This is a genomic window from Clostridioides sp. ES-S-0123-01 (genome assembly GCF_020658415.1).
In the GTDB taxonomy this organism is placed as follows: domain Bacteria; phylum Bacillota; class Clostridia; order Peptostreptococcales; family Peptostreptococcaceae; genus Clostridioides.
The window spans coordinates 541,561-561,453 of sequence record NZ_JACVWD010000002.1; the positions used below are offsets into that span (position 1 = coordinate 541,561).

20 protein-coding genes are annotated in these 19,893 nt (G+C 29.6%); 10 read left to right on the top strand and 10 right to left on the bottom strand.

Annotated elements, in window-relative coordinates:
- Nucleotides 1-55 precede the first annotated feature (55 nt).
- The 5 genes from IC175_RS05925 to IC175_RS05945 all read left to right on the top strand — a co-directional run bounded on the left by IC175_RS05925 (nt 56) and on the right by IC175_RS05945 (nt 6,694).
- A complete protein-coding gene (locus tag IC175_RS05925) occupies nt 56-976 on the top strand; it encodes an AraC family transcriptional regulator (protein ID WP_227433754.1) in 921 nt (306 codons plus the stop codon).
- Nucleotides 977-1,066: 90 nt separating this feature from the next.
- On the top strand, nt 1,067-3,487 hold the full coding sequence (locus tag IC175_RS05930) for an excinuclease ABC subunit UvrA (protein WP_227851275.1): 2,421 nt from the start codon (nt 1,067-1,069) through the stop codon (nt 3,485-3,487).
- Nucleotides 3,487-4,509 (top strand): serine hydrolase domain-containing protein, encoded by a 1,023-nt coding sequence (locus IC175_RS05935; RefSeq protein ID WP_227835106.1) that lies wholly within the window; start codon nt 3,487-3,489, stop codon nt 4,507-4,509. The genes IC175_RS05930 and IC175_RS05935 overlap by 1 nt, the downstream gene beginning before the upstream one ends.
- A gap of 102 nt (nt 4,510-4,611) precedes the next feature.
- Complete coding sequence (locus IC175_RS05940; RefSeq protein ID WP_227433751.1) at nt 4,612-5,358, top strand: MerR family transcriptional regulator; 747 nt, start codon at nt 4,612-4,614, stop codon at nt 5,356-5,358.
- Nucleotides 5,359-5,443: 85 nt separating this feature from the next.
- On the top strand, nt 5,444-6,694 hold the full coding sequence (locus tag IC175_RS05945) for an MFS transporter (RefSeq protein ID WP_227851276.1): 1,251 nt from the start codon (nt 5,444-5,446) through the stop codon (nt 6,692-6,694).
- A gap of 249 nt (nt 6,695-6,943) precedes the next feature.
- Here IC175_RS05945 and IC175_RS05950 read toward each other — a convergent pair whose 3' ends face one another.
- The 8 genes from IC175_RS05950 to IC175_RS05980 all read right to left on the bottom strand — a co-directional run bounded on the left by IC175_RS05950 (nt 6,944) and on the right by IC175_RS05980 (nt 13,484).
- Complete coding sequence (locus tag IC175_RS05950; protein ID WP_227824454.1) at nt 6,944-7,360, bottom strand: DUF3795 domain-containing protein; 417 nt, start codon at nt 7,358-7,360, stop codon at nt 6,944-6,946.
- 207 nt (nt 7,361-7,567) lie between these two features.
- Nucleotides 7,568-8,581, bottom strand: coding sequence for an ABC transporter permease (locus tag IC175_RS05955; RefSeq protein ID WP_227851277.1), 1,014 nt, complete (start codon nt 8,579-8,581; stop codon nt 7,568-7,570).
- Nucleotides 8,582-8,583: 2 nt separating this feature from the next.
- Nucleotides 8,584-9,612: an ABC transporter permease gene (locus tag IC175_RS05960; RefSeq protein WP_227851278.1), complete on the bottom strand. Its 1,029-nt coding sequence runs from the start codon at nt 9,610-9,612 to the stop codon at nt 8,584-8,586.
- Nucleotides 9,612-10,457 carry an ATP-binding cassette domain-containing protein gene (locus IC175_RS05965; RefSeq protein WP_227824457.1) on the bottom strand — a complete coding sequence of 282 codons (846 nt, stop codon included), beginning with the start codon at nt 10,455-10,457 and terminating at the stop codon, nt 9,612-9,614. Before IC175_RS05965 ends, IC175_RS05960 begins: the two co-directional genes overlap by 1 nt.
- Nucleotides 10,454-10,582 (bottom strand): hypothetical protein, encoded by a 129-nt coding sequence (locus tag IC175_RS19400; RefSeq protein WP_255615811.1) that lies wholly within the window; start codon nt 10,580-10,582, stop codon nt 10,454-10,456. Before IC175_RS19400 ends, IC175_RS05965 begins: the two co-directional genes overlap by 4 nt.
- A gap of 273 nt (nt 10,583-10,855) precedes the next feature.
- A complete protein-coding gene (locus tag IC175_RS05970; protein WP_227851279.1) occupies nt 10,856-11,989 on the bottom strand; it encodes a sensor histidine kinase in 1,134 nt (377 codons plus the stop codon).
- The gene (locus IC175_RS05975) at nt 11,989-12,657 is read right to left on the bottom strand and encodes a response regulator transcription factor (RefSeq protein ID WP_227851280.1); all 669 of its coding nucleotides are present in this window, start codon (nt 12,655-12,657) and stop codon (nt 11,989-11,991) included. The genes IC175_RS05970 and IC175_RS05975 overlap by 1 nt, the downstream gene beginning before the upstream one ends.
- Before the next feature lie 176 nt (nt 12,658-12,833).
- Nucleotides 12,834-13,484, bottom strand: coding sequence for a membrane protein insertase YidC (locus IC175_RS05980; RefSeq protein WP_227851281.1), 651 nt, complete (start codon nt 13,482-13,484; stop codon nt 12,834-12,836).
- 728 nt (nt 13,485-14,212) lie between these two features.
- On the opposite strand from IC175_RS05980, the gene IC175_RS05985 reads away from it, so the two are divergent.
- Complete coding sequence (locus IC175_RS05985) at nt 14,213-14,806, top strand: nitroreductase family protein (protein ID WP_227851282.1); 594 nt, start codon at nt 14,213-14,215, stop codon at nt 14,804-14,806.
- 105 nt (nt 14,807-14,911) lie between these two features.
- Here the strand turns inward: IC175_RS05985 and IC175_RS05990 are convergent, their stop codons facing one another.
- Together IC175_RS05990 and IC175_RS05995 are read right to left on the bottom strand one after the other, a co-directional pair.
- Entirely contained in the window at nt 14,912-16,315 is a 1,404-nt protein-coding gene (locus IC175_RS05990; protein WP_227481893.1) for an MATE family efflux transporter, read from the bottom strand.
- Nucleotides 16,299-16,760 carry a MarR family winged helix-turn-helix transcriptional regulator gene (locus IC175_RS05995; RefSeq protein WP_227433746.1) on the bottom strand — a complete coding sequence of 154 codons (462 nt, stop codon included), beginning with the start codon at nt 16,758-16,760 and terminating at the stop codon, nt 16,299-16,301. The genes IC175_RS05990 and IC175_RS05995 overlap by 17 nt, the downstream gene beginning before the upstream one ends.
- 272 nt (nt 16,761-17,032) lie before the next feature.
- On the opposite strand from IC175_RS05995, the gene IC175_RS06000 reads away from it, so the two are divergent.
- The 4 genes from IC175_RS06000 to IC175_RS06015 all read left to right on the top strand — a co-directional run bounded on the left by IC175_RS06000 (nt 17,033) and on the right by IC175_RS06015 (nt 19,880).
- Nucleotides 17,033-18,016 carry a helix-turn-helix transcriptional regulator gene (locus IC175_RS06000; protein ID WP_227433745.1) on the top strand — a complete coding sequence of 328 codons (984 nt, stop codon included), beginning with the start codon at nt 17,033-17,035 and terminating at the stop codon, nt 18,014-18,016.
- 61 nt (nt 18,017-18,077) lie between these two features.
- Nucleotides 18,078-18,515, top strand: coding sequence for a DUF3795 domain-containing protein (locus tag IC175_RS06005; RefSeq protein ID WP_227433744.1), 438 nt, complete (start codon nt 18,078-18,080; stop codon nt 18,513-18,515).
- Between the two features lie 7 nt (nt 18,516-18,522).
- The gene (locus IC175_RS06010) at nt 18,523-18,780 is read left to right on the top strand and encodes a DUF1697 domain-containing protein (protein WP_227433743.1); all 258 of its coding nucleotides are present in this window, start codon (nt 18,523-18,525) and stop codon (nt 18,778-18,780) included.
- Nucleotides 18,781-19,364: 584 nt separating this feature from the next.
- The gene (locus IC175_RS06015) at nt 19,365-19,880 is read left to right on the top strand and encodes a helix-turn-helix transcriptional regulator (protein ID WP_227433742.1); all 516 of its coding nucleotides are present in this window, start codon (nt 19,365-19,367) and stop codon (nt 19,878-19,880) included.
- The last annotated feature ends 13 nt before the right edge of the window (nt 19,881-19,893 follow it).

Sequence of the window (19,893 nt, forward strand, 5' to 3'; positions counted from 1 at the left end):
TTACTATAAATAAGGGTATTTAAAATATATATTTTTACAATAAGGAGGTATACTTATGACCGATTCCCAAATTAAAAAAGAATACTTACGTCGTATTTGCAAAGTACAAGACTACATAGAAGAGCATTTGTATGATTCTCTTTCTCTTGAAGAGCTTTCTAATATAGCAGGTTTTTCAAAGTTTCATTTTCATAGAATTTTCAAAGCGATAGAAAAAGAAACATTGTCACAGTATGTAAATAGGTTAAAACTAGAAGGAGCCACTTCTTTTCTTATTCATCGTACTGATATGACAGTTACTGATATTGCACATTATTTCGGTTTTACTGATTCCGCAGTTTTTTCGCGAGCCTTCAAAAATTATTATAAGATAAGCCCTATAAAATATAGAAACAATTATAGCAAGAATTGCAAAGAACCATATAAAATTTCTCAGTATAATAGACACATATCAAAACTTAAATCTAAAAATAAGAGAGAGGTTAAGGGAGAAATTGAAATCTTAGAACTTGATAATGTAAATACAGCTTATATTAGATACACTGGGTCATATGGAAATTTGGCCAGTCACTTTCCAAAGATTGTAGAAAAACTCTTTGATTATGCAAATGAGCAGAATCTAATTGAACTTGAAAAGACAAAGATATTAGCTATTTATCATGATAATCCTCAATTTACACAAGAACATCATTTGAGGACTAGTATTTGTATGACAATTCCAGATAATATTGTTGTCAAAGAAAATAGCGACCTTGGCAATATTACAATACCTTCTGGGAAATATCTGGTGGGACATTTTAGTATTTTTCAAGATGAATATAGTGATGCTTGGGATTTTATGTATAATGAATGGCTATCAAATGATGAACATAAACTACGTAATTCTTTTCCTTTTGAAGTATATCTTAATGACCCAAATAGTCACCCACAAAATAAACATATAGTTGATATATATTTACCTATAGAGCCTTTTTAATACTATGATTTCGCTTAACCTCTTCTTATATTAATGATTAAAACATACCAATTTTATAGTTTGATAAAATTAATAAAATGAGGTGAATTAATGAAAGAAATAAAAATCAAAGGTGCAAAAATACATAACCTAAAAAATATAAATATCTCTATCCCCAAAAATAAGCTTGTAGTTGCAACAGGTGTTAGTGGTTCAGGTAAATCCAGTCTTATGTTCGATATTGTATTTGAGGAGGGGCGTAAACAGTACTTACAGTCCTTAGGCATACTTTCAGGCATTGATAATGAGAATAAATTTGACAATATTCAAGGATTAGCTCCTACTATAGCTGTTAAACAAAATATCATCCGTCAGAGTAATCCTCGTTCAACAGTAGGTACTAGAACCAATATTATTAGTATGCTTACACTATTATATTCAGGAGAAGGACAAGTAATATGTTCTGCGTGTAACACTCCTGTAGACAACAATCTTATTTGTAATAATTGTGGTAATAAAGAAGAACGCTTAAGACCAAGTTATTTCTCATATACCTCTTCAGATGGAATGTGTATGAAATGTTCTGGACGTGGAGCATACTTTGAGATTAATATTGAAAAACTTATCTTGGATAAGCGCACTACCCTAAAAAAAGTTTTGGATAGAGCCCAAATCACACCAGGATATTTGAGAGTGTTATCTAAGAAGTTCAAAGATTACTTAGATATACCATTCTTACAATTGCCTGAGGAAGTACAAAACGAGGTACTATATGGTCACTATGAAAATGGAAAACAAAGTTCTTCTTTAGCAAAAGTACTTCATGGTCGTCACCAAAGAGGTGAAGACTTAAATGGTATTTATAGAATGACTACTTGTTCTGAGTGCCATGGTTTTAAAATTGGTGAAGAAGCACGCCAAGTTTTATTAAATGGAAAGCATATTGGTGAACTTGGAAAGATGAGCATTTTAGAAGTTCATGAATTCCTAAAGTCATTATTGAATCAAGACAAACTAACTATTCTAGGTAAAAATTTAATAGCTGATATTTTAATTAAGACAAATAATCTAATAAGGGCACGACTAGGTCATCTGTCCTTGTACAGAGAGATGTCAACTTTAAGTGGCGGAGAAATACAAAGGCTATTTTTAAATTCTCACCTTGATTCAGAGATGGATTCATTAATTTACGTACTTGACGAACCAACTGCGGGATTGCATGAATCCGAAAAAATCGACATTCTAAAATCCATTAAAGATTTAAAAGATTTAGGTAACACTGTCATTGTAGTTGAACACGACAAAAATACAATTAATATGGCAGAACATATTATTGATATAGGGCCAAAAGCTGGTATTGAAGGTGGACAATTAATATATCAAGGAGATTTAGAAGGTCTACTTAAGTCAAATGAATCAATTATTGGACAATATATCTCAGGAAAATACTCCATGCCTACTAGAACATCATCTAAAAATATTACGGACATTGAAAAAATGCATTGTATAGTTGTTCAAAATGCAAGTACAAATAATCTTAAAAACATTACTGCATCATTACCTTTAGGTGCTATGGTTGGAGTAGCTGGAAAATCTGGTAGTGGAAAAAGTTCCCTTATATCAGATACATTACTCCCTCTTCTTAGAAGTTACTTCAACAATCAAGCAAGTAATAATAAAACCACTCTTAAAGAAAATGAAGTAAGTAATGAGGATGATTATACAATTGTAGAAACTATTGCTGATAAATTAAGTGGTACACAATATATCTCTGGATATTCAGAAATATCTCAAACTCCTATTGGTAGAAATATGAACTCAACTCCTGCCTCTTATATTGGGATATGGGATAAGATACGTGTTTTATTTGCAGGTCAACCAGAATCAATAAAACAAAATTTCACTGCTGGGCATTTTTCATTCAATTCAAAAGGTGCTTGTCCTAAGTGTAGTGGTAGTGGATATGAAAAAATCTGGTTGGGAAATAATTTAAGTATGGACAGTATATGTAATGAATGTCATGGAAAAAGATTTAATGATGAATCCCTATCCATTAAATATAAGAATAAAAATATCTATGATGTCTTAAATATGAGTGTATCTGAAGCTGTTGTTTTTTTTGAAGATACTCCAAATATTGTTTCACACTTAAAAGTACTAGAACAAATTGGTATGGGTTATATAAAGCTAGGTCAACCTACCCCTACTTTAAGTGGTGGAGAATCTCAAAGAATCAAGCTTACAAAAGAGATTGGTAAAAAACGAAAAGGCAATATACTCTATGTGTTGGATGAACCCACTACTGGTCTAAGTCTGTATGATACTGCTAAACTAATTCAATTGTTGGATGAATTAATCGAAAATGGAAATTCTGTAATTGTTGTTGAACATGATATAGAAGTTCTAAATACTTGTGACTGGATTATTGAACTTGGTCCAGAAGGAGGAGACAAAGGCGGATATCTCATTGCAGAGGGTTCTCCTCAACAACTAAAAGAAAACTCAAAGTCTATAACAGGGAGGTATTTATAATGGATAAAGGCTACTGCTTAGATTTGAAATTTGAAAATATAGACCCTTCAAGTGTTGGAATGGATTCAAAAAAACTTTCACAGCTTGAGCCTTTAATAATCTCACAATATAGCAATATAAACGCAATAATCATAGCAAGAAGAGGAAGTATCGTCTTTGAAAAATATTATAATGGTTATAATGCTGACGATACTTTTCATGTTGCATCTGTCACAAAAAGTATCATATCAGCCCTAATTGGTATCGCAATAGACAAGGGTTATATAAAGGATGTTGAGCAAAAAGTTGTTGATTTTTTTCCTGAATATAATTGTAGCCCTGCTGATATATACAAAAAAGCAGTAACTATACGCCACTTGCTTACGATGACTGCACCATACCCTTTTAAAAATACAACTGAATCATTAGAGAGACTTTCTAAACAACGAGATTGGGTAAAATATGCCCTAAATCAACTTGGTCAAAACAAAAACATTGGAACTTTCAAATATTCTTCAGCTGGAGTTCACCTACTTTCAGCTATTATTACAAATACTACAGGAAAGTGTGCTCGTGAGTTTGCTAATGAACATCTATTCAAACCTATTGGTATGAGAGAAATACCCGATTATGATATAGAAAATTTTGATTTTGAAGATTTATTTGGAAAAAATCTTAAAGGTTGGGCAAAAGACAGACAAGGTAATACTGCTGGTGGCTGGGGACTTACATTGAGTGCCAGAGATATGTTACGATTTGGTTCTCTGTATTTAAATGATGGTATTTGGAATAATAAACGTATTATATCTAAATCATGGATTGAAGAATCAACCAAAATGAATTCCAATGAGTATGGTTATCTATGGTGGCTATGTGAAGAAGATGGAGTTCTTTGGTATTCAGCAATGGGAGCTGGAGGAAATGCCATCTGTTGTATACCAAAGTACGATTTGGTTATAGCAATACCATCTAAGATAGTTTTTAAACCTCGTGATAGATGGCAGCTTATTAAAAAACATATACTTACTTCTATAATAGAATAGTTATATATGGAATGATTATAACAACCCTCCACTATAACACCAGACTTTCGTTTAGTGATATTATTGTTGATGCTATATACACACAAGAGGAGTTGAATATAAATGAATACCTACACAACATCAGAAATAGCAGATTTAATTGGTATACATCCTAATACAGTACGTTTATATGAAGAACTTGAACTAATACCTAAACCTAAGCGTAATCCTAATGGCTATCGTATTTTTAACGATTTTCATATAGAGCAATTTAAATTTGCTCGTACAGCCTTAAAAATTGAAGTTACACAAAGAGGATTGAGAAAAAATGCAATTGAGATTGTCAGAACATCAGCAAATAAAGATTTTGACAAAGCTATTTCTCTTGTTAGTCACTACTTACAACAATTAGAAATAGAAAAATCAAATGCTGAGGAAGCAATCAATATTGTTAAAGAAATTTTAAATGGAAACACACAAGAGACAGACAAGTTATTTTTAACTAGAAAAGAAACCTCAGAATACTTAAAGGTTACAATAGATACTTTAAGAAATTGGGAAATGAACGGGTTGTTAAAAGTAAAAAGAAAGCAAAATGGTTATCGTGTATATACTGATGAAGATATAAAGCGCCTTAAAATTATTAATTCGTTACGCTCTGCAAACTATTCTCTTTCAGCTATTTTAAGAATGTTAAATGCTTTGTCTTGTAATCCCAATGCTAATATTAAAACTGTTATTGACACTCCAAAAGACGATGATGAAATTATCTCAGTATGTGACAAATTGATAACCTCATTGAAAGAGGCGGAATACAACGCAAAAACAATGAAATCTCATCTTCAAAGCATGAAAGAACAATTTTCTTAACCCTCCACTCTAACTCCATACTTTGATTTGTGTGTTATTCTTAAGAGCAAGAAAAATTAAACACACAAATCAAAGGAGGAATAGAATGGAAAACAAAAATACTCATTTTACATGGAAGCAAAAAATCCTTACCTTTTTAGTGAGCCAATATATTTCCCTATTTGGTTCATCACTTGTACAGATGGCAATGATATGGTATATCACACTTCAAACGTCATCAGGCATATGGGTAACAATCTTAACTGTATGCTCCTTCATACCACAAATGCTAATATCTTTTTTTGCAGGTGTATGGGCAGATTACTATAATCGAAAAATACTCATCATTGTATCTGATGCTATAATCGCTGCTTCTACACTAATACTACTTATGCTTATGATGTCAGGAATTAAAGGAGAAAATGAATTAATCGCAATTGCTGTTGTATCTATTATTCGTTCTTTAGGAAGTGGTGTACAGACACCTGCTGTAAATGCACTGATTCCTCAACTTGTGCCAGAGGAACACTTAATGCGTTTTAATGGTATAAATGGCAGTATTCAATCTATAGTACAATTTATAGTTCCTATTGTATCCGCAGCAATTCTTGGTCTAGGAAATAAAATATCTCAAGTACTTTTAATTGATATTATTACTGCAATTATTGCTATTGTATTACTCTGCTTCATTAAAATACCTAAACATAATATAATAAAACAAACTGAAAAAGTATCATTTTTAACAGACATGATATCTGGAATAAAATACTCTTTTTCGGATAAATTTATTAGAAAAGTAGTTTTTACTTATGGCGCTTTCATTTTTCTTTGTGTACCATCAGGCTTTCTTATAGGATTATTGATTGAGCGTACATTTGATAAGGGGTATATTTATCTATCTATTATTGAAATGATTGGCTTTTCAGGTATGGTTCTAGGTGGATTAGTTATAGGAATATTTGGTGGCTTTAAAAATCGAAATAAGACATTTTTCTTGGCAATGTTATCTTATGCTATCTTTTCTATTATTTTGGGGTCTGTTACACAAGCTTGGCAATTTTTCATATTAATGTTTTTTACCAGTTTTTCAATCCCAATTATTCAAGCAACAGCTATGACCATGTTGCAAGAACATGTAGTACCAGAAATGCAAGGTCGTGTATTGGGCTTACCTACTATTATATATACTGGTCTTATACCTCTTGGGATGATACTCTTTGGACCACTCGCTGATATAGTATCTATTAATTTCTTGATTATTGTTTCAGGTGTAATAATTGCATTTTTTGCTTTATCTATTCCTTATTCAGGACAATTTTATAAGCAAGGCATCTTTAAATCAAAAGAAATTAAATAATATGCTAAAGAAACTAAATAATATACTAAAAAAAATTAAGTAATACACTAAATAAGCTAAGTAATATACTAGAGAAATTTTAATTGTTCTATTTTGATTTTTATACATAATACACTAAGATAGTTTTAATCACTACGATAGTTTTAATTAACCTAGTTCAAATTTTATAGACCTCCGTTTCATTTACATCTTCATTTTCATCAAGAATTAAATGAAACGGAGAAAAGCTATATGCCAATAAGGTTATTATTATTTTGATTCATTTTTAGCATGACACTCAGAACATTCAGAGTCATGTAAAGAAATAATGCCACCACAATAAATACAAGTCCATTTTTTTGATTCCTCTTCCATCAAAGTAGTTATTCCAGACTCTTTAGCTAAAATACTATTTTTTATAAGGCTCTCTTCGTATCTTTTATTGTAACTTTTTTCCAAATTTTTGACCAATTTGCATGGAAATTTTTCACACTCAAAACAGTATTTAATTTTTTCTATCTTTGTACACTCTTTTATAGTACACTTTCTGCAATGTTCTGGTTTCCCCAAGTCACCTGCATAACATCCCTGACAAGGTTTCTTTGAATAACAATGTTTATAACAGACTTTACAGTTCATCCCACAGGGAGCAAACATAATATTTTCAATCTTATTGGGCATTTTCATAATACATTACTCCTTTATATAATATTCTTAATTATTGAATAACCTTAATTATTGAAATCGTGAAATTTTTGAATAGTATCATTATGAAAAATCATTTTAATAAGATACTTTCATCTATCATAACTCTTTATAATCAAATCATCTACTTTACTTACCTTAATCATATAATAAACACATAATATAAGTATATCAATCAATTGTATTTAATTATCTACTGAAAAATAGACTTCTTCTTTTATCCAAAGTCATATACAGCAAAAACCATGCAATACAATGTACAGCTAAAACTACAGCCTCTTTTATAACATTAATATTTCCATCAATAATTTCCATAATTCCTTTAAATGTTGCTATTGATGGCATTATATAACATAAATTTCCTATTCCTCTAATATCAAACCCTAAAAGGTACACTAGTAATGGAGCTCCTATAAATAAAATCATTATTAACTTAATATAAATAATCCCTATCATAAGACCTTCTGATAATTTACCAATAAATAAACCTATTAGTGAGGATATAAATGTAGAAAATATGATAAGTAACAACATCATTACCATATCTAATATTGAAATCCTTAGACATATAAATACAGTTACAATTGAAGATAGACATCCACATAGAAACCCTATAAATATTTTCTGAATAATATATTGACTCCTAGTTTGTGGTAAGATTTCATTGATAAATGAAATTCCATCTTCTTTTTCAGATATGATATTCATTGCATTAAAAGTACATCCCATAAACATAGCTGTAATTAGAATCATAGCAATAAAAATATTTTGAAATTCTTCTAGCACATTGTCTTTAGGTAATATTGTAACCTCAGTATTTTTTAAATTTCCTTTTAATCTAAAAATTCTAGGTAACCTCTTTGCTACATTTTTTATAGCATTAATCTCATTTCCATAAACTATGGTTTGAATTCCCTTACCATTACTAACAACTCCTATTGTATTTGTTTTAATATTTTTAACTTCACTTATTAAATGGCTCTCAGTTTGATATTGTTTCACTGACCCATATCTACTTAGCCATTGCTCTGTTTGTGTAGAAAGGTTGTCTTTTATTGTACCAAATTGCAACTCTCCTATTGAAGATATATCAATAGTTCCAACAAGATTTATTAAAACAGCCATAACAATTGGTAAAAAGAAGGAAATTATGCACATTTTATCTTTTCTTATACTTTTCAACTGATAACGTAATCCTATCAACACTATCCCTCCCTAATCAATTCTTTATCAAAACCATATTTAACAAGTAAAAAAAGAACTATTATTGTCAAAGAACATGCAATAAAATAACTAATTTCACTTGAGAAACTTATAAAAAAAGCATTTTTTAACTCATTGTAAACATGATAAAAAGGGTGATATTTAATCCAACTTATTTCAAAAGATGTATTTGAAGATAAAAACACAGGTGTAGTTATAAATACAGCAACTAAAAGATATGCAAGAGAAAATTGTTTAAAATCCTTTAGTAACATTGAACATCCAAATCCAATTAAAGACATAATAATAGATAAAATTCCAGTTTGAACTAGTATCTGAGGAAGTATTTTTATTCCTTCAAAAAATCCAATATTAATTATTAACAAAAGCACTGTAAAACATAGGTCACATATCAAAAATATAGATACTTTTGATAATATAAAAAGACTTCTTTTTACAGGCAAAATACCTGTGATATACATTACACCCATTTGCTTTTCTTTAAACAGTAATGAAGCAATACCTAAAAATCCAATTGCTACAATTTCAAAGAACAAAATCTCACAAGTCATTTCTTTTCGAAGTTTCATCTCAGATGTATCTTTATCATTTATTTGAATTACTTCATCTTTTCCTAATATTTTTGTATCATTATCTTTTTCTGATAGTAACAAGTACAATGCATAATCAGCCCTATAATTATCAACTTTTTCAAGACTTTCATGCAAAATTACCTTTGGTCTATTCTCACTAGCATCAATCCCAACTGCATTTGTATCTTTAGATAACTTTGATTTTAAATCATCAATAGAAGAAACAGGATAAATTAGTGAAGATTCATTCACACTTACACTTTTTGCTTTGTACATATAAACACTATTGTGATATGAATCTTCCTCCATAAATTTTATATAACCAAAATTAATATAGCATGAATAAAGTATAAGAGATGAAAATGCCAATATAAAGAATTTGCCATAAATAATCATCCAAAAATCTTTTTTAATTAAGGTAAAAAATTTAGAATACATCAATATAACATCCTTCCTGTATATTTAATAAAAATTTCTTCTAAAGTAGGTTCTTTTGAATGCATACTCACTATTTCATCATATTCAAAAGTTATACCAGATTCTAATTCATCTATATTTAAACTCTTAATCTCTCGTTTCCCATGATATATAAACTCAACTTCAACCTTATTATTACTGTTTTTCACCTTTAAATTTTTAGGGCTATCTATTGCCATAATTTTACCATCTGCAATGAAAGCAACTCTATTACACATTAAATCAGCATCCAACATATTATGAGTAGTTAAAAATATAGTCGTTCCTTTTTTTCGTTCCTCTTCAATAATTTTACGAAACAATACAGCTCCAGATGGGTCAAGCCCACTAGTAGGTTCGTCTAAAAATAACAATCTTGGATTACTTATCAATGCCCTTGCCATACTGATACGTTGTTTCATTCCTTTTGAATAAGATGATACAGGCTTGTTTATAAACTCTTTCTTAAACTCTAACAAATCTAAAAGTTCACCTATATCTCTTCTTTGTCTCTTAGGATAAAATGATGAAAAATATTCAAGATTGTCAATTGCACTTAAATTTGTATATAAATAGGGGAACTCAAATAGGACACCAATTTTTTGATATAAAGATTCTGTATATGCTTCAACTTCTTTTCCAAAAAGCGATACTTGACCACCATACCCTTTTAAAACTCCATTCAAAATTTTTTGTGTTGTGGATTTTCCTGAACCATTAGGTCCAAGAAATCCAAATATCTCCCCTTCTTTTACAGCAAAATTAAGCCCATGTAATATCTGCTTATCTTTTCCATAAGAGAATGTCAATTCTTTGACTTTTATCATACATCATAATCCTCCTTGTCATTTTTTTCTTTTTGTCGTCTATCCCACCATTTTATGAATTTAACTTTAAATGGAATAGAAACTAAAACTATTAATACAATGATTAACCATGTATACCATTTCACAAATACCCCTCCCTCCTGTTTTACTTAGTGGTTTTACCTAGTTGTTATGTTTTATTTATTTCTTTAACTTATTTTATTGTTATCCAGTGAAATCAAAGTGTCTATCTTGTGAAATCGAAGTGAAATAATAAAAAAGAGGCTTATCTTTATTTTGAGACAGCCCCTTTTTATTAAGTACTTTTTATCAGCATTTTTATTAACTTTTTTAGTTGTCATTTTTATAAACCATTTTCATCTTTCATCTTTCATCTTTTATGATTTATAATCCACTCCTCACTTATCATCAATTGGAATCATAAAGTAAAACTCTACCCCCTTATCACAATTTTTAACTCCATATTTTAAACCTTGCATTGTAAGTATTTGTGAAACAATAGCAAGCCCTAAACCAGAACCCCCTTTTCTTTGAGATTCAGTACTACTATAAAATTTAGACCAAATCTTTGGAATCTCATCCAACGCTATAGTTTTCCCATCATTATAAATCTTAAAAACAAGTAAACCATTACAGCATGTAACAGATAAGTCTAAATTGCCATTATACTTGACATGCTTCTTTGCATTGATAATTAAATTTTCTACTACTTGCTCCATTCTCATTTTATCTACAACAACAAAAACTTTATTTTCTGGCAACTCATAAGTAAAATAAAAATCAATATCTGGAACATCAATTAATATACGCCCTGCTACAGTTTCAACAAATTCTATAAAATCAAAACGCTCTGGATTAAGTTTAGATACTCCTGCTTCTAAAGCAGATAAATCCAATAAAGATACAATCATATTGTTCATTCTGCCAGTTTCTTCTATAATGATATTCATATAAAGCTTCTTCTTTTCTTCATCAGCTTCATCCATAAGAGCCTCTGTATAGGCACGAATAATACCAAGTGGTGTTTTCATTTCATGTGAAATTGTGTCCACTAATTCCTTTCTTTGCTCTAATAACATTCTTTCCTTATTTACATCTTTTTCAAGTTGGATATTTGCATCTTCTAGTTCTACTAAAGCCTGTTGTAAATTTGTGGACATTGTATTTAGACTCCTAGAAAGCTCTCCAAATTCATCATTCGTATTAACAGTACATGGATTAGAAAAATCTAGTTGTGACATACTCTTTGCAGATTTATTTATAGAGGTAATCGGTTCTGAAATAAACCTTCCCAATAGAAAATCAATACCTAAAATAAATATAATCATTATTATAAACCAAATACAAAATCCAATCTTACTATTTATTGGAAGCTCTTCAACAATAAGATAAAACAATATAATAATCGCTCCTGCTAATTTAGAGAGAAAAAATACTTTCTTTCTCACCGAGTATAATCCAAAATTTTTCTTAATCCAACTTGACATATTTACATTCTTTAATTTATTTATAAACATTCTTAGATTATCCATTATTTAACCTCGAACTTATATCCTGAACGAATTAATGTAACTATATGATGACCTTCATTACCAAGTTTTTTACGCAGAGTTTTTATGTGTGTATCTACAGTTCGTGTATTTCCTTCAAAATCATATCCCCATATACAATTCAATAGTTTATCTCTGGAAAAAACTTGATTGGGATTTTCCACAAATAAACGTAATAATTCAAATTCCTTATATGTTAAATCAATAAGTTTATCTTCTACATATACTTGCCTTGACTTCAATATAATAAATATCTTCCCTACACTTAATGAACTTTTTGGAATGTCAACAGTATATCTACGAAGTAAGGCTGTCACTTTTGCTAATAACAACTTTGGGCTAAACGGCTTTGTTACATAATCATCAGCTCCATACTCATAGCCTTTTAATTTATCTTCTTCTTCACCTTTAGCTGTCAACATAATAATAGGTATATTAGTCATTTCACGTGAAACTCTACATACTGAGAATCCATCTAAATATGGCATCATAATATCCAATATCATTAAATCTATATCATTATTCTTTAGTATTGTAAGTGCTTCTACTCCATCATCAGCAGTTATGCAAGTATATCCTCCTTTTTGCATATATTCTACAATAATATCTTTCATTCTTTTTTCATCTTCTACTACTAATATTTTAGCCATTATTATTTTATCACCTCAGTTTTTTAACTTTATTTTAGTTTATATTAATTTATTTATTTTGTAACTATTTTTTTAGAAAATAATATGTTTATAAAAATAACCTACCAATTTATAAAAATAGCCTGCCAACTTTGATTCATGTTGGCAGGCTAAGAATTTCTAAAATACTTATTATATTATTTTAATACTAGTTTATTTTTTCGATTAAAATATATTCTAAAGCAAATCTCTTCAATTAATGCATAAATTGCACTTGTTATAAAATATAGACCTAGGGCTACTGGAGTTCTAACAGTTATTATAAGACTCGTTATAGTAGTCATTATAATCGTTTGTTTGTTAAATGTTCTTTGAGAACTCACCTTAAAATATGGTATATAATTTATTAAATTTGGAGCTAGCATAGTTAATGTGTATATACAAGGTAGTATAAATAAATTATCAGCTGTATTTAAATTAGCAATCCAAGGAATTATAACTGTCGTAAATCCCTTTGGCATATTTAAGCATACATGATACAGTGCATATATTACTGGCATTTGTAGTAAAATTGTGGAACACCCAATCATACTCTTCATACTTTCCACAGAGTGCATCTGTAGTTGCTTTTCAAGTTCTTTAGCATTATCCTTATATTTTTCTTTTATATGTTCCATCTTTTCTGCCAATTCTTGTTGTTTTTTCATAGAAAATCTTTGTTTTAATGACAATGGCATTAGCATCAACTTTACTATTAAAGTTATAAGTACTATTGCAATCCCAAAATCTCCTGTAAAACTAAATAATATATTTAATACCTCTTGTAGTATATTTGAAATGAAATCCATTCTATTCTCTCCTTTTATCTTAAATTCTTGAACTGTAATAGAATCATTTCAAATTAAAATATACTATAATACCTCCAAATATCATATTTTTGAAAAACAATATAATGCTTAGGCAATCTTTTTTCAGAATATGTAAATCTATTTATAAATATGTTTTTCCTTAAAACATATTTAATTTTATGATATAAGAGGTCTTTACAAAAGTAAATTATGCATCCAAGGATAGATACTAATAATGTCATATAAATTAGTATATATAACAGATTATCCATATCAAATCTCATTACATCACCTCATAAGTATTTATTTTTGTGTTTATGTTTATGTTTATGTTTATGTTTATGTTTAAATAATTATAGTATGTTAATCTCTTAATGTCAATATTTTTATACACTATCTATGCTATCCATCCACACCTAAAAGAGCGGGCTTTCTGCACTAGGTTGTAAATATACAAGTACTAATACCTTGATAAAACTACATTAAATTTTCAGTATTATTTTTACCAGAATTCTCATGCTCTACTTCTAAAGACAATGACTTTTTTCTAAATTAATGATAAAATAATTAAAACAATTCTTCTATATGTGAATATGTTTTTTGTAAACATAACGTAAATATATTTTATATAAACAGATTTTATCTAAATATATTTTTAAAACTAATATAATCTTTAAAATAAAAACCTTAATTGGAAATATCAACAAAAATAAATGGAGGTTACTACAATGATAAGCAATTCTATATCGAAAAGACGTAGCATTAGAAAATATAAAAATCAAAGTATTTCACATGAAACTATAAAAAAAATAATTGAAGCTGGAATAGATGCACCTTCATCTAAAAATAGACAACCATGGAAATTTATTGTTGTCACTGAAAAAGAAAAAGAATCTATGCTTAGAGCTATGAGCAAAGGTATTCAAAATGAAATTGATAACAATGGACTTCTTCCAGAAAGTCGTCAACATATTGCAGGAGCAAATTATACTGTTGAAATTATGAAACAAGCTCCCATAACAATTTTTATTTTAAACAAGTTGGGAAAGTCACCTTTAGAAAACTTATCTGCTGAAGAACGTTTTTATGAGATGGCAAACATACAATCAATTGGAGCTGCAATTCAAAATATGTCTCTTACAGCTGTAGAATTAGGTTTAGGTAGTCTTTGGATTTGTGATGTGTACTTTGCATATCGTGAATTATGTGAGTGGTTAGATACAGATAGTCAATTGGTTGCAGCAATATCGTTAGGTTATCCTGATGAAAAACCAGCAAAAAGACCTCGATTAAAGTTAAATGATGTAACTGAATGGAGATAAATAACTATTTATAATTAAAATATGGTAAGTAAATTCAATAAAAACAATTTACTTACCATAAAAAATAATTTGATTACTATGCTGTTAGAACTATTGAAGATTATCTTATACCTCTACAATCTCCTTATGATTACTCACTACTTTATTTTGCTTTATAGTCAATGATTTCATTTCATGAACTGCAAAATATATACATACCATTGCAGCAGCGGCATCCGCTATTGGCCCCGCATACATTACTCCATCAATACCCATAAACATTGGTAAAATCACTATTAATGGAATTAAGAACAGAATCTGACGAGTCAAAGAAGTAAAAAGTCCCAGTACTGATTTCCCAATTGATGTAAAAAAAGTTGATGATACTATTTGAACACCATTTATAAATGTTAAGAACAAGAAGGTTCTAAAATAATGTTCTGCAAATATAAAGTAAGTTTCATTCCCATTACCAAATATAGATGTAATTTGTCGTGGGAAGAATTGGAAGCATAAGAATGCAATAACAGATATAACAGTTGCACTTCCTACTGCTAACTTATATGCTTCTTTTACACGATTATATTTTTCAGCTCCATAATTGTATCCTATAATTGGTTGCATACCTTGTGATATACCAATAATTATAGATATAAAAATCATATTTACTTTAATAATGATACCAACACAAGCAAGTGGAATTTCACTTCCATAAACTGACCTAGCTCCGTAATATGCCAACGTATTATTCATAACTATTTGTGTTACAGTCATTGCTAATTGGTTAAAACATGAACTTGAACCTAGCGCAAATATATGTTTATAAATTATACTCTCTAATTTAAAACTTTTCTTATGTAGTTTAATATGTTGAAAATTCATTACATAATAAACACTAAAGCCAAAAGATATAAGTTGACCAATAACAGTAGCTAAAGCAGACCCAGCAATTCCCATATCAAGCACAAATATGAATAGTGGATTTAAAATTGTGTTAATAACTGCTCCTACCAACATACAAAACATAGAAGCTTTTGGTTTTCCATCAGCAAGTATCAACTTACTCATTCCAGTAGACATTATAAGAAATGGCAATCCAATTGATGTAATCTTTGTGTATGTGTGTGCATAAGGTAATATTTCTGATGTGGAACCAAAGAATTTCAATAGTGGTGTTAAAAATATTGATACTATTATAAACAAACTTATTCCAAAGATAGCCATTAGACAAATAGAATTTCCCGCTGATTTTGTAGCTTTTTCTGAATTTTTAGCACCTAATTCTAATGAGCACTTAGATGCTCCACCAATACCTAATAATAAAGCAATTGCAGTACATATTGTTGTTAGTGGAAAGCTAACATTTGTAGCAGCATTACCTAACACTCCAACACCTTGCCCGATAAAAATTTGGTCAACTATGTTATATAACGCACTTACTAACATTGCTATAATGCTAGGTATTGCATACTTAGTCAATAATTTTGAAACTTTCTCATACTCCAATGGTTCTTTATATTTTTCTTCCATCTTCCTTCGCCTCCAATTTTGCTTCTTCATTCATATCAATAGCTATAAAAGCAGTCTTTTTTAACATTGACATGAACAACTCTTGCTCTTCTTTTTTAAATGAACTTAACAATTCCTCTACATATCCATTCGTTATTTTTATTATTTCATCATAACATGCCAAAGATTTTTCTGTAGGATACAGATGCCATGTTCTTTTATCTTTAACACTTGGTTCTCTAGTGATAAACCCTTCTTTTTCTAGGTTTGCCAAAGCTCTTGTTATATTACTAGGATTTACAAGAATTCTTTTAAATATAGTATCCTGTGTAATACCTGGATTACTACATATGTGTAATACATAAAAATATTGGCTATTATTAATTCCAATATCAGCCAATTTCCTATCAATATAGTTTGCGTTATATCTATTTATAATGGAAACCCATTTTAATAGCTCTCTCATGTTCTCTCCTTAATATTGTTATTTATATTTTTGTTGCGAGCGCAACAATCTATTTGCTCATGCAATTATTTTACTGCTAAATTTACACTTTGTCAATAGTTCCTAATTCTTAATTCCTTTTAAGCTGTCATGTCAATGTGACATAATATAGTAAATTAGACAAGATGCAAATCCACAGAATTAAAATTAAATGACAACAAGTAAAATCAAGCCATAACTTCTCTATTTCGTTATAATGAATGTAGGGTAATTGAAACGAGGTGAATAGTTAAATGTATGAGTGGCAACAACAAATTCAGATAATCATTGACGAGATTGACAAATGTATTAAAAATTACAACGGCGAAGTCTTAACGTTACGCTTTCTTTCTCGCAAATTGGGATATTCTGAATTTTATACAACGAAAAAATTCAAAGAAATATCGGGTATGCAGTTTAGAGATTACTTGCGGAATAGAAAATTAGCCTTTGCATTAAAAGAGGTTAGGGACAGTGATAAGAGTCTATTGGACATTGCTTTTGATTATGGATTTTCATCACATGAAGCTTTTACCAGAGCTTTCAAAAGAACTTATGGTGTAACACCAAGTGAATATCGAAAAAATCCTAAGCCAGTCGTTCTTCGTACAAAAATAACCCCTTTTGACCGCTACTTTTTAGGATTAGGAGAAATAGGAATGATTAAATCAACAGATGGTGTCAAGATTTATTTTGCAACCATACCTGCACATAAATTTTTGTACATTAAAAACAATGAGAGTAACGGGTATTGGGATTTTTGGAGAAAACAAAACCTTATTCCAGGACAGGACCACGAAACAATTTGTGGTTTGCTCGACAGCATCAAGGGTAAATTGGATGATGATGGTGGAAGCGAAGCTAACTGTGGAAGTGGTCAGATTATGGCTTATATAAACAGTCCAGATGGCAGGCTCTGCGATTGGGGTATTCTCCGTACAGAGTGTTGGGGCGTACGACTTCCTTTTGATTATAAAGGGGAACTTCCGCCACAAATGCTTATGATTGATATTCCTGAAGCCGAGTATATCATCTTTGAACATGGTCCATTTAATTATGAACAGGAAAATTGTAGTGTTGAAGAAAAGATTGAAATGGCTATGGCAACTTTTGATTACATTGGTAAGGGTTACTGTCCTGATATTACCCCTGGAAGAATCATGTACTTTTATTATAACCCAGACCAGTATTTTAAGTACATTAGACCTGTGAAAAAGATGTACGCCTATCCACTGTAAAATCCAAACTAAGTAGATAAGACGTACTCGATAAAATAAAATTTAAGGAGGAAAATTAAAAATGACTAAGTCTATTTGCGGAGTTGATTGTAGGAAATGCGAATTGAGTAACACTTGTAATGGATGTGCTGAAACGAAAGGTCATCCTTTTGGTTCAGAGTGCTTGGTTGCATTATGTTTGAAAGAAGGTAAAGATGCTCTATACAAATTCAAAAAGAATTTGATTGCAGCATTTAATGCACTTAATATACAAGATATGGAAGAAGTCACAGAACTTAATGCACTGAAAGGCTCTTTCATTAACATTGAATATACCTTGCCAAAAGGGCAGCTTGTAAAGTTTTGGGACGATAATAAAATTTACTTTGGAAATCAGCTTAGCAAAAAAGACAGTGACAGATATTATGGAATTATTGCTGATGAAAAATATCTCATGGTATCTGAGTATAGCGTTTATGATTCTGATGCTGAAATTGTAGTATTTAAGCGTTGGATGTAAATGCAAATTGAAAGTTGAATCAAAGATTATTTATAATAGATGGAGGTTCTTTAAGTTAGAAAAATATATTGCTCTTTTTCGTGGCATAAACATTAGTTGTAAAAACAAAGTGTCAATGCCATTATTAAAGGCGGCATTTGAAGGTATGGGATTTTTGAATGTTAGCACCTATATCAATAGCGGAAATGTTCTTTTTCCAGTGAAAGCAACGATAAAAGTGAATGCCAGCACTACAAAAAAATTATTTTTGTTATCTAGCAAGTAAATCTATTATGGGCATAACATGGAGTTCCCAAATTTCAGTTTATCTTTATCATTGACTGACTAGAAAATTTGAAATTGACTAGAAGGTTATAACTGGATGGAAGTAGTTAAATTTGCAAAAAAACAGCTATACGAAAGCATCTGGAGCTATGACAATACCATAAAAGGTTAATAATCTAACGTCGTCATTTGTACAAAACTAAGAAAAAAATAGAGGCTGACTCAGACAATCCACAATATATTGGCTGTTTGGGGTGTTGGCTATAAATTCAGCGAATAAAAACCGCAGATTGTATATAATTCACTAATTAGTGAATTATATACAATCTGCGGTTTTGTGCACTATTCAAATAATTTATATGCTTTTAATCATATTATCATATCAAAGTTCTTATGTAAGTGGTAAATTCAACTCTTAAAACTTAAGATATTGATAATAAACCTAGTGTTTAAGCGATAATCTGTATTTCTGTTTAAAACTTAATTGAAAAACATATTGACAGTCTACCCATTATTTGTAATAATCAATATATCAAAACGATATATAACTAAACAATATATACATAAACGATATTAGGAGGCACTATGTTAGAATACATTATTTTAGGATTTCTGATGGAAAAAGAATTAAGTGGATATGATTTAAAACAAAAGATGTCACAAAGTACTTCATACTTTTTTGATGCTAGTTTTGGTAGTATTTATCCTGCGCTTAAAAGATTAGAAGAAAAAGATTATATCTACTATCGCGAAGTTATAGATGGGGGCAAATTAAAAAAACTATATTCCATAACTGATATAGGGAAATCATACTTTCTCGAGTGGTTAGAAAAACCAATTAAATTTTCTAAGACAAAGCATAACCACCTTGTTAACATATTTTTTTATGAGTACTTACCTAAAGAAATAATTGAAACAAACTTAAAAATGTTGATAGCTGAAATTGAATTACTTTTAAATAAATTAGATGCACAAAAAACTGAGGTAGAACAAAATTGTTGTATTGACCAATACACATGTATGTATTTCACAATGATTTATGGCGTTGACTATTATAGTTTTGTAATTAATTGGTGTAATGATTTATTAAAAAAATTGTAGGATAGAATTACAA

What these genes read in the sequence shown, in the direction of transcription:
- IC175_RS05965 (WP_227824457.1), bottom strand. Translation starts at nt 10,457, where the DNA reads ATGATAAAAGTCAAAGAATTGACATTCTCTTATGGAAAAGATAAGCAG.
- IC175_RS05925 (WP_227433754.1), top strand. Translation starts at nt 56, where the DNA reads ATGACCGATTCCCAAATTAAAAAAGAATACTTACGTCGTATTTGCAAA.
- IC175_RS05970 (WP_227851279.1), bottom strand. Translation starts at nt 11,989, where the DNA reads ATGGATAATCTAAGAATGTTTATAAATAAATTAAAGAATGTAAATATG.
- IC175_RS05935 (WP_227835106.1), top strand. Translation starts at nt 3,487, where the DNA reads ATGGATAAAGGCTACTGCTTAGATTTGAAATTTGAAAATATAGACCCT.
- IC175_RS05940 (WP_227433751.1), top strand. Translation starts at nt 4,612, where the DNA reads ATGAATACCTACACAACATCAGAAATAGCAGATTTAATTGGTATACAT.
- IC175_RS05980 (WP_227851281.1), bottom strand. Translation starts at nt 13,484, where the DNA reads ATGGATTTCATTTCAAATATACTACAAGAGGTATTAAATATATTATTT.
- IC175_RS06015 (WP_227433742.1), top strand. Translation starts at nt 19,365, where the DNA reads ATGTTAGAATACATTATTTTAGGATTTCTGATGGAAAAAGAATTAAGT.
- IC175_RS06005 (WP_227433744.1), top strand. Translation starts at nt 18,078, where the DNA reads ATGACTAAGTCTATTTGCGGAGTTGATTGTAGGAAATGCGAATTGAGT.
- IC175_RS06000 (WP_227433745.1), top strand. Translation starts at nt 17,033, where the DNA reads ATGTATGAGTGGCAACAACAAATTCAGATAATCATTGACGAGATTGAC.
- IC175_RS05990 (WP_227481893.1), bottom strand. Translation starts at nt 16,315, where the DNA reads ATGGAAGAAAAATATAAAGAACCATTGGAGTATGAGAAAGTTTCAAAA.
- IC175_RS05995 (WP_227433746.1), bottom strand. Translation starts at nt 16,760, where the DNA reads ATGAGAGAGCTATTAAAATGGGTTTCCATTATAAATAGATATAACGCA.
- IC175_RS05960 (WP_227851278.1), bottom strand. Translation starts at nt 9,612, where the DNA reads ATGTATTCTAAATTTTTTACCTTAATTAAAAAAGATTTTTGGATGATT.
- IC175_RS05975 (WP_227851280.1), bottom strand. Translation starts at nt 12,657, where the DNA reads ATGGCTAAAATATTAGTAGTAGAAGATGAAAAAAGAATGAAAGATATT.
- IC175_RS05950 (WP_227824454.1), bottom strand. Translation starts at nt 7,360, where the DNA reads ATGAAAATGCCCAATAAGATTGAAAATATTATGTTTGCTCCCTGTGGG.
- IC175_RS05930 (WP_227851275.1), top strand. Translation starts at nt 1,067, where the DNA reads ATGAAAGAAATAAAAATCAAAGGTGCAAAAATACATAACCTAAAAAAT.
- IC175_RS05945 (WP_227851276.1), top strand. Translation starts at nt 5,444, where the DNA reads ATGGAAAACAAAAATACTCATTTTACATGGAAGCAAAAAATCCTTACC.
- IC175_RS05985 (WP_227851282.1), top strand. Translation starts at nt 14,213, where the DNA reads ATGATAAGCAATTCTATATCGAAAAGACGTAGCATTAGAAAATATAAA.